This is a genomic window from Bacillus sp. 165 (genome assembly GCF_017742235.1).
GTDB lineage: Bacteria > Bacillota > Bacilli > Bacillales > Bacillaceae_G > JAGHKQ01.
Map to the genome: position 1 here is coordinate 596979 of NZ_JAGHKQ010000001.1, position 13700 is coordinate 610678.

Here is a 13700-nt window from a genome sequence, read left to right on the forward strand (position 1 = left end):
AAAGTCAAAACTACTGACTGAGGAGGTGTATAACAATGGCACTAGACGTATTATGCGAGGTAAACAATTGCAAGTTTTGGGCACAGGGAAATAAATGTTCCGCAGACCAAATTTACGTGGTCAGCCACAAGGGCAAGCAAGCATCTGAAAGCGAAGAAACGGACTGTAAAACATTTGAAGCAGAAATATAAGAATAATGAAAAGGACAGCGTGGACGGCTGTCTTTTTTCATTACTATTATCGATAATAATTATCATTATTATTCATATATCCCATGAAAATTTCTCCAAAGCATAAACTTCATTCCTTTTCACCTCGTTTATTTTTATACAAATAAATACAAAATCGATCCATGTAAGAACAAATAATACTTGTTAACGCTTACAATAAAAATAGGCTTTTTTTATATATAAATTTGTTTATTTTTTCTGAAAATTCTATTGATAATTGAATATAAATTGAATATGATATTAAATATAACAACTCATGTAACATAATCTAACATTAGGCGCCGGTGTTAGGAAAACGGAAAAGTTAAGTTTAGTAGAAAACGAGAATGGAGGAATTATATATGGAAGGAATCAACATTGGAGATACGGTCTTTATTTTCTTAGCAACTGTTATGGTGATGCTGATGACCCCTGGTTTGGCTTTATTTTACGGCGGAATGGTAAAAAGCAAAAATGTGTTAAGCACCACTATGCATAGTTATGGAGCTATGGCAATTGTATCTATTCAATGGATTTTAATTGGATATTCATTAGCGTTCGGCCCCGATTGGAACGGACTGATCGGCGGATTAGATTGGATTGGTCTGAAAGATGTAACATTTACTCCAAACGCAGACTACAGCACCGCTCTTCCCCATAATTTATTTATGATGTTTCAATTAATGTTCGCGGTTTTAACACCAGCCCTAATTTCTGGTGCATTTGCAGAGAGAATGAGATTTTCAGCATTTCTTCTCTTCATAGTATTATGGACAACATTTGTATATGATCCAGTAGCACATTGGGTTTGGGGTGTTGGCGGCTGGCTTCGTGAACTTGGAGCGCTCGATTTTGCAGGCGGCAACGTTGTTCACATTACCTCAGGTGTATCAGGACTCGTACTTGCAATCATGCTCGGAAAAAGAAAAGATGTTCACTCCTCCGCTCCTCATCATCTCCCATTTACCGTCCTAGGAGCAGGTCTACTTTGGTTTGGCTGGTTTGGATTTAATGTCGGAAGTGCTCTTACCCTCAATGACGTTGCATTGACAGCCTTTATCAATACAAATACAGCAGCAGCCATGGCAGCAATCTCTTGGGTTGTATGCGAATGGATTATCAACAAAAAACCAACTGTTCTCGGTGCCGTAAGCGGAGCCATTTCCGGTTTAGTCGCCATTACTCCTGCTTGTGGATTTGTCACTCCTCTATCCTCTCTTGTGATTGGGTTGATTGGCGGAGCCATCTGCTTCTTGTCCGTCTTTTATTTAAAGAAAAAACTCGGCTACGATGATGCACTAGATGCTTTTGGATGCCACGGTATCGGCGGAACATGGGGCGGAATCGCTACAGGGCTATTCGCTACAACATCTGTAAACAGCGGAGGAGCAGACGGCTTATTTTACGGAGGTGCTGCATTACTCGGAAAGCAATGCATTGCAATTCTTGCCACCTATGCTTTCGCAGCACTTGGAACATTTTTAATTGTGAAAGTCATCGGATTATTTACTCAAGTACGTGCAAATGAAGAGGAAGAAGCAATTGGACTTGATATTACAATGCACGGCGAAAAAGCATATCATGAGAGTGTATAGGAAGAGGGTGAGTGTATGAGCGACAAATTGACAAAAATTGAAATCATTACACGTCCAGAAAGATTTGAAAATCTAAAAGAGGAGCTCGCCAAAATCGGAGTGAGCGGCATTACAGTTTCCAATGTTCTTGGCTGCGGGTTTCAAAAAGGATTTACCGAAGTCTATCGAGGTATGAAACGAAAAATCAATATGCACGAACGTATCAAGGTAGAAATTGTAGTTTGCAAAGTACCGGTCCAATCAGTTATTGATACAGCAAGAAAAGTATTAAACACCGGAAAACCAGGTGACGGAAAAATTTTCATATACGAAATTACGAATGCAATAAAAATTCGTACAGGCGAAGAAGGCTGCGACGCCTTACAAAATGATACGCCATAAAAACTGTGGAATCCCTCTCCACAGTTTTTTTATAGAAAGAAAATATACACATCCACCTATCCTTTTTACAAATTTCGAATATTACCACAACTGACAAATATGATATAGGTAACTCCTAGTCTTTCACACATCCGATAATTTCTTATATATTTCATCTAAAAAAGTTATACAAAAATTGAAAATCCACTATAAATAAACATATAATACAAATAGGTGATACTTTTATGAATTGGGAAAACTATGTATTTCGTTTCTTTTTAATTTGGTACGCGTGTGGTGTTATTTTATTGAGCCTTAATATTCTCCCACCATGGCTAGAGTGGGCAAATGCTGTATTTTTAATCCTCTCCGGCACACTGGGAGCAATATATTGGTGCAAATCCTATGGGGTATTACAAGGAGGGATTGTTTCAGCAATCATTTTTCTTGCTTCCATGATCGCTGAGTATACAGGGACTACATATGGATGGATTTTCGGAAAATACTTTTATCAATCTGATTTCGGTCCACAGATTCTAGGAATACCTATCACCATTGGCTTTGCTTGGCTAATCGTTATTAGCACCTCTCATGCTTTGATAAAACGTATGATGCAAAATAGAAGTAGCATTATATATATTTTTTTGGGAGGAGTTATTGCAGTGGGGATGGATTTAATTATCGATCCGGTAGCATTTGTGGCTAAACAATATTGGATATGGGAAAAAACAGGCCCTTACTATAATATCCCCATACAAAACTTTTTGGGGTGGTTTTTCGTTGCCGCCTTTCTTCATCTATTCATTTATTTCTACTTACAAAAGTACTGGCATCAAGAAGATTCTGCTTGGCATACAAAAATGATTGTTCTTTATATTCTTGTTATCTTTATGTTTATTCTGCTAGCTTTCATTGCTAAACTGTATCTAGCCGTTTGTATTACATCTCTTTACAACTTACCGATACTGATCTATTACTTTCGGCAAAGGAGAGTGAACAGATGATTCCAGCACAAAAAATACGGTGGCTTCAATTTGGCTTTCACCAATATAACACTTTTTTACTAAAGCACAGATTTCATCGTATTTTAGTTTTAAAACATTCACTTGAGCGCCCCCCCTCACCAGCATTATTTATAATGAATCACAGTTCATGGTGGGACGGAATTATCAGTATTCATTTAAACCGTTATGTATTTGATAACTCCGGCTGCTTTATGATGCATGAAAGCGGTATGAAACGCTTTCCTTTTTTCCGATATTTAGGTGCTTTTACAATTAACCGAAGCAACCCAAAAGACATTATACACTCCTTACACTATGCTTGTGAACGCCTCCAGCAAAAAGAAAGTATATGGCTGTTTCCACAAGGGGATGAAAAACATTTAGAAATTCGTCCGCTCAGCTTTTTACCAGGATTCGTTTATATAATCGAAAACAACTTGGACATTCCTATTGTTCCGGTTTCTTACTACTATTCATTCGGTCATCATCAAAAGCCTGATCTATACATTGCTTTTGGCGAACCTTTGTTTTATAACCAGCTTGCAGGTACTACACGTAGGGACAAGACTAAGTATACTGAAGAGCTTTTTACAAATCAGTTAAATTCCTTAAAGACACTAGTTGTGACGGAACAGCTAAATGCCTTTGTTCCACTTAAAGAATGGAGGTGGAATACATGATTATGATACTAACTACCCTTTCAGCTACATCGCTTTTATTTTTGCTTTGGACAATCTTGAACTCTATGTTTCTTCCTAAATTTACGAATGTCGAGCATCGTAAGTGTTGTACTCCATTTACCTCTATTCTTGTTCCTATGCGAAACGAAGAACGGAATGTCTCTGCATTTATTACGAATATTCAAAAGCTCAGTTACCCTAACTTTGAATGTATTATTCTTGATGACCAGTCAACAGACAATACTTTTTCCTTACTAACCCAAGCTATTGGCAGTGACAACCGTTTCCGGATAATCAAAGGTAACATCCTGCCAAAAGGCTGGGTTGGTAAAGTACATGCCTGTCATCAATTAAGTCAACAAGCAGCTGGAGACTACTTTTTATTTTTAGACGCCGATGTTCAGATACAAGAAGATACGGTAGAAACCGCTCTTGCTTTGTTACAAAAACGAGGAGCAAAACTGCTAACCGGATTCCCCCATTTTCCAGTTACACCTTGGCTCGCAAAACTTCTTGTTCCTATGCAGCATTTTATAGTATATTTTCACCTTCCTATTATGCTTGCAAACTATACATCGCGTATACATACGACTGCAGCTCACGGAGCATTTATGCTTTTTGAAAGAAATGCCTATTTTTCAATCGAAGGACATAAGTCTGTTAAATCCTCTCTAGTAGAAGATGTTCATATTGCCCGTAAGATGAAAGCTAACGGACATCATGTTATTTTAGCTAACATTACTTCCCATGTTTCATGTTATATGTACGAAACTAATAAAGAAGTATGGAGTGGCTTCACAAAAAACATTTTTATTGGATTAGGCCGATCTGTGCCCCTTGTAATAGGATTAACGGCATTTTACCTTATTTTTTATGTTTGGCCGTTCATACTTATTGTCTTAGATTTTCACTATGGTATGACAGGATTGCTGCCTATTTTACTCTTATGGTTGCAGCGCTTATATATCGATTGGTGTACAAAACAGCAAAAATGGTTGTTTGTAACACTTCCTCTTTCTATTTTATCACTCATTGTTATAATGATTCATTCTATGAAACTTGCTTTGCAAAAGAAAAACTATCATTGGAAAGGACGGACTTACTTATGAAGGAAGTAGTTGTAATCGGAGGTGGCCTAGGAGGATTGGCCGCTGCTATCACATTACAGTATAACGGGTTTTCAGTAAGTGTATTTGAAAAAAATGAACATTTCGGCGGAAAACTTATGCCTATCCAATTAAATGATTATTATTTCGATTTTGGTCCTAACACAATTACGATGCCGCATGTGTTTCAGCATGTTATTGAACAAACCGGCGAGAAAGCTGATGACTATTTTCAGCTTATAAAGCTTGCTTCGCATACGAGAAATTTCTTTCCTGATGGTACTTCGTTTGACTTCTCAACTTCTCAGCAAATTATGAAAGCACAATTGAAAATGATTGATACGAAAGGACTGCACAATTACCCTTCCTTTTTAGCAGAGATTGAGCGATTATACCATTTATCAGCACGCTATTTTCTGCCCCGTATGTTTACATCATGGAAGGATTATCTTTCTCCTTCTTTAGGAGCAGCATTTCTTCGAGTACGTCCACTTGAAACATTGGATCACTTTTTTCAACGTTACTTTCAGCATAAACATATTCTTCAAGCATTTAATCGATATGCTACTTACATCGGCTCATCTCCTTATCAAACACCGGCAACCTTTGCGATGATTGCGTATTTAGAGCTGATACACGGAGTATATTATGTAAAAGGAGGCAACTCTAATATTGCAAAAAGCTTTGTTCGCTTAGCGAGGAAATTAGGGGTCAAACTCTACCCGAGTACGCAAGTAACGAAACTTGAGGTTAAGGACAGAAAGATTAACAAGATTATTTTAAATTCAGGAGAAACAGTCAATGCAGACTTTATTATAATGAATGCTGATTTACTGAAGGCTTATCCTCATTTAGTACTTGAAAAAGAACGACCCCATTTTACAAATCAAAAAATAGAAGGATATGAACCTTCTATCTCTGCATTTGTGATATTAGCAGGATTAAAAAAACGACACCAAGGCTTACTTCATCATAATGTTTTCTTTTCAAATAATTATGAGCAGGAGTTCCGTGATTTATTTACAAATAAATGTTATTCAACGGACCCTACCATTTATATTTGTAATTCTTCTTACACAGACCCTACTGTAGCTCCAAGCGGGGATAATCTCTTTATTCTCGTGAATGCTCCTTCTACCAAAAATGCTGAGGCACATGATGGACTGGAAGACTATAAAGAGCTTGTATATAAGAAACTAGAGACATATGGAATATCTATCAATCCCCATCTTGCAGTAGAAAAGGTTATTTCTCCACTTGATATTGAAGAGAAGTTCGGAGCATTCAAAGGTGCTTTATATGGTATTTCTGCAAACCATCGGATGAACGCCTTCTTACGTCCTTCTAATATAGCAAAAGATATCCACAATTTATATTTTGCAGGAGGAACGACCCACCCTGGAGGAGGCTCTCCTATGGTAACTATAAGTGGATTAAATGTAGCAAATCATATAATAAAAACAAAGAAGGAAACTAAATAACTTCCTTCTTTGTTTTATTCAACATAGATAAGATAGCTTGCTTTTGCTCATCAGGCACAAAATACTTCCTACCAAACACACGATACTGATTTCTACGAATTTCATCCAAAATGGCCCGATATAAACGAGCTGCCCCTTCTACCGGAATTCGGGAGGTTAGAGGATATAAATGTATAGTTTTAAATGCTTCATTATATAAATTCTCTGCTTCCTTAGCAAGATGCTCCCAAAGGGATAGAAATGAATCGTTTACAGTTCCTGTACATAAGTGTTCCACAGTGTAGCCGTATGCTTTCATTAACTGTGCAGGTAGGTAGGTACGGCCGCGCTCTAGATCTTCGCCTATATCACGTAAAATATTCGTAATTTGCATAGCTAGCCCAAGAGAAATGGCTCCTTGTTTTAAATGTTCTACCTTTGCCGGAGCTAAAATCGGCAATAAAATTAACCCTACTGTACTTGCCACATGGTAGCTGTAATGCAACAACTCTTCATAGGTACTATACGTATACTTAACTACATCCATTCTTTGCCCTTCTATCAGCTCATAAAATGGCTTGGTCTCCAATTCAAACTTTGAAAATACATCTTGTAGTGCAATCCACAAAAAGTCTTCTCTATCCGCTTTTCCTTCTAAGAAGGCTACAAACTCACGGTGAAATTGTTCCAGCTCTTCAATCACATTGTCTCCTTCGTCCACAATATCATCTACTCGTCTACAAAACGCATACACAGCCCATACAGCATTTCGCTTCTCCCTCGGAAGAAGTGAAAATGCTTGATAAAAAGTTTGAGAATTCTTCTTAATTATGTCTTCACACTTATAGTACGCTTTTTCTAAAGAAATCAATGCGTTCCACTCCTTTGTATAAGATCTTCCAGCATAGCTTCCACCGCCAGATTTGCACCTAACATAACGATTGGAACACCTCCACCAGGATGGATAGAAGCTCCTGCTGCGTATACATTTTCTATTACAAACGGCTTTATCTGCGGACGAAACACTCCTGATTGCAATAATATAGGTGCAATCCCAAAGCTCCCACCTTGATACAGCCCTTCTGTCATCGCTTCATTAGGTGTCTTAACTCGCATCCACTCGATATGATTTCTTAAATTAGGAAACCCGCGTTCTTGTATACTGTCTATAATTCTTTCAACAAAATTAGCTTCATTCTTCCAATCAATATGGTCTCCTGAAGGTACAGGAACCAAAGTATATAAAACTCCTTTTCCAGCAGGAGCCAGTGAAGAATCAATTAGAGATGGATGAAATGTATAAAAAGAAGGATCTGTCGGCACTTCTTTTGTTATAAATATTTCCTGCATATGTTTATCCATATTACCACTTAAGAAAAATTGGTGTACCTCTGCCTCTTTGTAGGTTTTATTTAAACCAAAATAAAGTAATACACATCCAGAGGAAGGAACATATGGGTTTCTTGTCCTTTCTGTGTCAACGAGCGACTGCATGTTTGGAAAATCTCCATTCACGAGTATTGTATCAAACGAATAAAATTTATTATTCGCCCATAACCCTTCAGCACGCCCCTTTTGTACTTCTATCTTTTCTACCTCAGTCCCATAATAAATCTCAATCTTTCTTTTACGTAATTCCTTCTCTAAAATACTCACAAGGCCAGCATAGCCACCTTTGATATACCATATCCCAAATTCATGTTCACTGTACGATACTAAACTGTATATCGCAGGTGTTTCACTCGGATTTCCTCCAATATATAGTGTCTGAAGTGAATATGCATCCTGCAGTTTTTCATCTTGAAAATATGAGCTCATCATTTTTTTTGTAGTTTGGTATACTTTGAGTTTTAAAAGCGTTTTAATATTTTCATAAGTAAAAAAATCCCGCTTTTGAATAAATGATTTTTCTAAAAACATTGGTTTCCCTAAAGAAAAACGTAATTTCATATCTTTCATAAATCTCAAATAACCTTCTTGCTCACCCGGAAATACTCTTTGCAGTTCTTCCAACTGTTTGGCTTGATCAGCATATTTCGTATATGCAGAACCATCTTTGTAATGAATCTTGTATAAGGGATCACAAGAAAGCAACGAATAATCCCCTCTATCTATTCCTGACTTCTCAAGTATCTCCTCTATTATCTTTGGTAACAAAACAATAGTCGGTCCTTCATCAATCCGATAACCATCTCTCTCTACAAAGGACAAGCGCCCCCCCAACTTATGCTGTTTCTCAAAGATTGTGACGTTAATGCCTTGCTTCGATAATAATAGTGCTGCAATTAAAGAGCCTATTCCTCCTCCAACTATCCCTGTATTTCTCATATACTACCTGTCACCTCCATTTTGTATTTCTCTCTAATCAGCTTTGATGTAATTTTGGCTGACTCTAAAATAGTAGGAAGCCCGCTTCCCGGGTGAGTTCCTCCTCCGACAAGCCAACAATTCTCAAGTTCATCAAACCGGTTATGCGGGCGAAGATACATCATCTGTGAAAGTTGGTGACCTAAATTAAATGTAGCACCTTTATAGACAAAAATATCTTCTTCCCAATTTTTCGGCGTTACTATTTTTTCAATTTCAATATGCTCACGTAAATCTTTAAAATCTGTTCTCTCTTCAATTATGCGTAGCACAAGATCACGAAATTTACTTTTGTGATCTTCCCAATCGATATTGCTCATATTATTAGGTACGGGGGCTAATATATACAAAGCTGATTTACCTTTCGGCGCAAGAGTATGGTCTGTCACAGAAGCATTTTGAATATAAATGGAGGGATCAGCAGAAAGTATCATTTTTTTTGTAATTTCTTCGACATTTTTTTTATAATCATTCGCAAACACTATTGTATGATGTGGCAAATCATATTGCTTATTAATTCCGGCATATATCATAAATGTAGAACAAGAGTACTTTTTTCTCTCTAGCTTTTCTCGGCTATATTTTTTTAAAACACCTTCATCGAGAAAATTCTTCATGGCATACGCAAAATCCGCATTAATAACTACTTCATCTGCCATTACCTCTTCACCATTTTCAAGAAGGATCCCCTGCACGCGTTTTCCATTTAATAATAGTTTTTTCACCCCTTTTCCTAGATGTATACGACCACCATACTCTTTTGTAATTTTCGCCATTGCTTTCGGAAGCTGGTTTACCCCTCCAATAGGGTGAAAAATACCGTATGCATGCTCCATATAAGACAAAATAGAGAACGCTCCTGGGCATTCCCAGGGTGACATGCCTAAATATTTTGCTTGAAAAGTAAAAGCAAACTTTAATCGTTCATCTGTAAAATAACCAGAAAGCACATCATACAAGCTTTTAGATAAAGATAAATGAGGTAGAGCTTTTACAACCCTCAAACTCAAGTAATCTTGTAACCTATCGATAGGATTCTGTAAAATAGGAGTCATCACTTCCAATTTTTTAGCATTATCTTTCATAAATAAAGAATAGCCTGTCTCATTTCCTGGAAAACGCTCCGCAATTCTTTTTTTCATCTCGTGTTCATCTCGTGTCATCATCAGCTTAATATCTTCAAAAATGAGTTCATACATATCCTTTAACTCTTTTAAATTCATGTAGTCTTCTGTTTTACGATTGACCAATGCAAAGAGCTCTTTCACAAGATGGGGCATGCTTAAAAAGGTCGGCCCTAAGTCGAATGTATATTCCCCAAGATGCAAAGCTGTGTTTCTTCCGCCAACAGATAATTGTTTCTCATATACATCTACCTCAAAGCCTTTAGAGGCTAACAGCATAGAAGTTGCTAGTCCACCAGGTCCCGCTCCTATAACAACAATCCGTTTTGCCATCTTCTATCTCCCAACTCTCTTTTGTATTATACAATACATTGTACATAACATATACAAACATTATATAAAACTACAAAAAACAAAACAACGAATTTAAACTTGTCCTTCTTACAAAATTATGATTACCTTTGAATTCTCATACCGTATTCTCTTAAAACATAGTTAATTATTTACAAACAACAACCTTGAAGATAACATTATAACCTTAGGTAATTTACATTCTGTAATACTTCCTCTCCTATAGCTTTTCATATTAGAGGGTACATACTGGCTATTAAAAACTGAGCAGGGGAATCTTCTTCAATTTTTGTACACTATTCAAATCCATCAATACTCTACGTAAAAATAGGAAATACACATTTTAAAATTTTATGCTTTCTTAACCAAAAAAAGCGGACACAGTCCGCTTTTTTTAAAAATTACTCTATAAATAAAGGTAAATCCGCTAGGCTGTAATACACACTAATCTTTACAAACAGTTGTCAAAAGCTTCCCTACTCCTTAATATTAATACCATATGCTTCAAACCATACATGCATTTGAGCAAGATGTGCCAAAAGCTGTGGTCCTGTCATTAACTGCCCGAACCAAGGAACAGCAAATGCCTTCCCTTCCGTTGCAATTAAATCTTGCAGCTGCTGCCGATCAAAAAAGACATGTAACATTGAATTTTTATCTTCCAATAATTGATTCAACCACTTTGTTACAGCTTTTGTATAATACGGATTATGCGTTTTAGGATATGGACTTTTTTTACGGTAAAGTACATCATTCGGTAATACTTCTTCTAGTGCTTTGCGCAGCAATCCTTTTTCTCGGTTTTTATACATCTTCATTTCCCATGGAACATTCCATATATACTCTACAAGACGATGATCTGCAAATGGTACACGCACCTCTAAGCTTGCTCCCATACTCATTCTATCTTTTCTGTCTAACAGTGTAGTCATAAACCAAAGCTGATTCAAATAGAAAAGTTCACGGCGTTTAGCGTCGACCAAGCTTTCTCCATCAAGAACTGGTGTTTCCTTTACTGTCTCCTCATAGCGCTGTTGCACATATTGTCGAAGCTGCAGTTTTTCTCTCCATTCCGTTTTCAATAAATTTTCTCTAGCTTCCGTCGACCTCATCCACGGAAAACTTGCTGATGCCAAGTCTTCTTGCCGATGAAACCAAGGATAACCACCAAATATTTCATCAGCACATTCACCAGATAAACTCACTACAAAATCTTTTTTTATTTCACGACAAAACCAAAGCAGCGATGAATCAACATCAGCCATCCCTGGCAAATCTCTTACAATTGTAGCTTCTGTTAAGTGTTCAGCTAACACCTCTGTTGGAATAATACAGCGATGATGAATCGTTCCGAACGTTTCAGACATTAAATTAATATACGGTGCATCAGAATTTGGCTGAAATGCATTGGATTTGAAGTATATATCATTATCCTCATAATCGATAGAATACGTATGAAGCGGCCCTACTCCTTCATGTTCATAGGCTTTAGCTGCAAATGCAGTAATAGCACTCGAATCTACTCCACCAGATAAGAACGTACATAACGGAACATCCGATACAAGCTGCCTTGTAATAGCATCCCTTAATAAAAATCTTACCTTTTCTACAGTTTCATCAAAGCTGTCAGTATGCACATTACTTTTTACATTCCAATATCGCCATACTTTTAATCCACTCTTCGAAAACACCAATGCATGACCAGGACGCAACTCTTGTACTCCAGCAAACACACCGTGCCCTGGCGAGCGAGATGGCCCTAGCCCAAATACCTCTGCCAATCCTTCACGTGTCAGTTCTGCCTTTACATTTGGATGTGCCAAAATAGCCTTCAATTCTGAACCAAACAACAAGCGTCCGAAATCCTCTTTAAAAAACAACGGCTTTACGCCTAATCGATCTCGGCCAATAAACAACTTTTCTTTTCCACTATCCCATACCGCAAACGCAAAAATACCATTTAAATGCTCTAAACACGCTTCTTCCCATTCAATATATGCTGTTAATAATACCTCTGTATCTGAATGACCTTGGAACGTATATCCCTTTTGCAGCAAAATTTTACGAATATCCTCTGTATTATACAATTCACCGTTGTAACAAATTGTATAAGTAGCAGCGCCTTTACTACGCGTCATCGGCTGCTTTCCACCTTCTAAATCAACAACTGCCAAGCGTTTATGACCAAATGCCGCATGAGTCACAGTCCAAATATTCGTATCGTCCGGTCCCCGCTTTGATAATGTTTCTGTCATTTTAGCAACTATTTCGGTTTCATTAGTTAAATTGCATGTGTAGTCAACCCACCCTGTAATTCCACACATAAAAATCATCCCTTCAAGAACAAAAGTTGTTTTCATTGTATGCCTATCACACCAGGGTGGTGTCAGTCTATAAGTTTAAAAAGCAGCAAAACTGTCTATACCAAAAACAGAGTATGCAACAAGGAGGATAACTTTATGGAGTTACAAAACAGATATCATATATTTCGAGAACAACCTCGCGCCCATACATTAGGAAACATTGAATATATTAATGAAGAATGGATTTTTTTTGATGAGGAAAGCGATGAGGCTTTTTCTTTATGGGATATTATCGAGGATGACTTTGAAATTCTCTATAACAATAACTGGTTACCAGCACGCTTTTATGAAGATAAAGCTGTTAAAGTCGACAACGAGCTGTATCCATTACAAGACGGAGAAATGATCCGTGTCAAAAAGAAGCTCCATCCTACCTATGAAGAATGGCTCAAATTACTGTCTGACAACGCCTTTTCCGCAATAACAAACGTGTTAAAGCAATCGGATTATTCACTATATGATTGCATATTTTGCCATAATTTTTTAGGGTTCCAACCCAAAAATACCCCTTGTCAAGGTGTCAATATTATCATCTTTGATAACTTGGATTTAGTTTGTGCACTGCATCATCATTTCGTTCGTGACGAAAACGGGCAGCGAGACCAGTTTGAGTTTGTGCGAACAGACGGACAAAAATACAGCATTGCTGTATTGTGAATAAAAAAAAGAACTGCACTGAGAAGTGCAGTTCTTTTTTTATGAGAAAATGTGAATGTTTAACGGAAGCTTGAATCCTAAGTAGAAAACAGCCACTAATGCAACAAAAAACAAAAACCAAGATACCTTAGTGTTCTTTTCTTTTTTAGTACGCACCAATACCATTTCCATGAAGCCTATTATTAGAATACCAGCTAATGCTTTCATGCCGTACCACATATGCATACTAGATGTCAGCTCTAATGACATATAAAGCATAACCCCCGATAGTACAATTAAAATAAAAAATAAGCGTAGAACCATATGAACGATTTTCGCTTTGCTATTCCCATTTTTGTACATAGAAACCGCAACAAAAAATAAGATGATCCCAATTAACCAAGCAGTAATATGAGCGTGAATCATTTTTCTTCCTCCTCTAAAA

General features: G+C 37.2%; 13 protein-coding genes. 8 read left to right on the plus strand and 5 right to left on the minus strand.

The features are described from left to right. Positions 1 to 35: 35 nt before the first annotated feature. The 7 genes from J7Q84_RS03080 (at position 36) to J7Q84_RS03110 (ending at position 6435) form a co-directional block, all read left to right on the plus strand. Positions 36 to 191, plus strand: coding sequence for a DUF1540 domain-containing protein (locus tag J7Q84_RS03080; RefSeq protein ID WP_209092915.1), 156 nt, complete (start codon positions 36 to 38; stop codon positions 189 to 191). 389 nt (positions 192 to 580) lie between these two features. Next, a complete protein-coding gene (locus tag J7Q84_RS03085) occupies positions 581 to 1804 on the plus strand; it encodes an ammonium transporter (protein ID WP_209093105.1) in 1224 nt (407 codons plus the stop codon). 15 nt (positions 1805 to 1819) lie between these two features. Then, a complete protein-coding gene (locus tag J7Q84_RS03090; protein WP_209092916.1) occupies positions 1820 to 2185 on the plus strand; it encodes a P-II family nitrogen regulator in 366 nt (121 codons plus the stop codon). Between the two features lie 224 nt (positions 2186 to 2409). Further along, entirely contained in the window at positions 2410 to 3168 is a 759-nt protein-coding gene (locus tag J7Q84_RS03095; protein WP_209092917.1) for a carotenoid biosynthesis protein, read from the plus strand. Further along, entirely contained in the window at positions 3165 to 3848 is a 684-nt protein-coding gene (locus J7Q84_RS03100) for a lysophospholipid acyltransferase family protein (RefSeq protein ID WP_209092918.1), read from the plus strand. The genes J7Q84_RS03095 and J7Q84_RS03100 overlap by 4 nt, the downstream gene beginning before the upstream one ends. Beyond that, positions 3845 to 4957, plus strand: coding sequence for a glycosyltransferase family 2 protein (locus tag J7Q84_RS03105; protein WP_247739035.1), 1113 nt, complete (start codon positions 3845 to 3847; stop codon positions 4955 to 4957). The genes J7Q84_RS03100 and J7Q84_RS03105 overlap by 4 nt, the downstream gene beginning before the upstream one ends. After that, positions 4954 to 6435 carry a phytoene desaturase family protein gene (locus J7Q84_RS03110; protein ID WP_209092919.1) on the plus strand — a complete coding sequence of 494 codons (1482 nt, stop codon included), beginning with the start codon at positions 4954 to 4956 and terminating at the stop codon, positions 6433 to 6435. Before J7Q84_RS03105 ends, J7Q84_RS03110 begins: the two co-directional genes overlap by 4 nt. Here the strand turns inward: J7Q84_RS03110 and J7Q84_RS03115 are convergent. From J7Q84_RS03115 to asnB, 4 genes are all read right to left on the minus strand, one after another. Further along, entirely contained in the window at positions 6428 to 7285 is an 858-nt protein-coding gene (locus tag J7Q84_RS03115) for a phytoene/squalene synthase family protein (protein ID WP_209092920.1), read from the minus strand. The genes J7Q84_RS03110 and J7Q84_RS03115 overlap by 8 nt on opposite strands. Beyond that, positions 7282 to 8742 carry a phytoene desaturase family protein gene (locus tag J7Q84_RS03120; protein WP_209092921.1) on the minus strand — a complete coding sequence of 487 codons (1461 nt, stop codon included), beginning with the start codon at positions 8740 to 8742 and terminating at the stop codon, positions 7282 to 7284. The genes J7Q84_RS03115 and J7Q84_RS03120 overlap by 4 nt, the downstream gene beginning before the upstream one ends. Then, a complete protein-coding gene (locus J7Q84_RS03125; protein ID WP_209092922.1) occupies positions 8739 to 10238 on the minus strand; it encodes a phytoene desaturase family protein in 1500 nt (499 codons plus the stop codon). The genes J7Q84_RS03120 and J7Q84_RS03125 overlap by 4 nt, the downstream gene beginning before the upstream one ends. Before the next feature lie 494 nt (positions 10239 to 10732). Then, positions 10733 to 12580, minus strand: coding sequence for an asparagine synthase (glutamine-hydrolyzing) (gene asnB, locus J7Q84_RS03130; RefSeq protein ID WP_209093107.1), 1848 nt, complete (start codon positions 12578 to 12580; stop codon positions 10733 to 10735). A 135-nt stretch (positions 12581 to 12715) separates the two neighbouring features. On the opposite strand from asnB, the gene J7Q84_RS03135 reads away from it, so the two are divergent. Next, the gene (locus tag J7Q84_RS03135) at positions 12716 to 13276 is read left to right on the plus strand and encodes a DUF2777 family protein (RefSeq protein WP_209092923.1); all 561 of its coding nucleotides are present in this window, start codon (positions 12716 to 12718) and stop codon (positions 13274 to 13276) included. A 39-nt stretch (positions 13277 to 13315) separates the two neighbouring features. Here J7Q84_RS03135 and J7Q84_RS03140 read toward each other — a convergent pair whose 3' ends face one another. Beyond that, positions 13316 to 13681 carry a YisL family protein gene (locus J7Q84_RS03140; RefSeq protein ID WP_209092924.1) on the minus strand — a complete coding sequence of 122 codons (366 nt, stop codon included), beginning with the start codon at positions 13679 to 13681 and terminating at the stop codon, positions 13316 to 13318. Positions 13682 to 13700: the final 19 nt, after the last annotated feature.

Excerpts from the sequence above, each read along its gene's own strand:
- J7Q84_RS03080 (WP_209092915.1), top strand. The coding sequence starts at position 36 with ATGGCACTAGACGTATTATGCGAGGTAAACAATTGCAAGTTTTGGGCA.
- J7Q84_RS03100 (WP_209092918.1), top strand. The coding sequence starts at position 3,165 with ATGATTCCAGCACAAAAAATACGGTGGCTTCAATTTGGCTTTCACCAA.
- J7Q84_RS03120 (WP_209092921.1), bottom strand. The coding sequence starts at position 8,742 with ATGAGAAATACAGGGATAGTTGGAGGAGGAATAGGCTCTTTAATTGCA.
- J7Q84_RS03135 (WP_209092923.1), top strand. The coding sequence starts at position 12,716 with ATGGAGTTACAAAACAGATATCATATATTTCGAGAACAACCTCGCGCC.
- J7Q84_RS03140 (WP_209092924.1), bottom strand. The coding sequence starts at position 13,681 with ATGATTCACGCTCATATTACTGCTTGGTTAATTGGGATCATCTTATTT.
- J7Q84_RS03095 (WP_209092917.1), top strand. The coding sequence starts at position 2,410 with ATGAATTGGGAAAACTATGTATTTCGTTTCTTTTTAATTTGGTACGCG.
- J7Q84_RS03090 (WP_209092916.1), top strand. The coding sequence starts at position 1,820 with ATGAGCGACAAATTGACAAAAATTGAAATCATTACACGTCCAGAAAGA.
- J7Q84_RS03125 (WP_209092922.1), bottom strand. The coding sequence starts at position 10,238 with ATGGCAAAACGGATTGTTGTTATAGGAGCGGGACCTGGTGGACTAGCA.
- J7Q84_RS03105 (WP_247739035.1), top strand. The coding sequence starts at position 3,845 with ATGATTATGATACTAACTACCCTTTCAGCTACATCGCTTTTATTTTTG.
- asnB (WP_209093107.1), bottom strand. The coding sequence starts at position 12,580 with ATGTGTGGAATTACAGGGTGGGTTGACTACACATGCAATTTAACTAAT.
- J7Q84_RS03110 (WP_209092919.1), top strand. The coding sequence starts at position 4,954 with ATGAAGGAAGTAGTTGTAATCGGAGGTGGCCTAGGAGGATTGGCCGCT.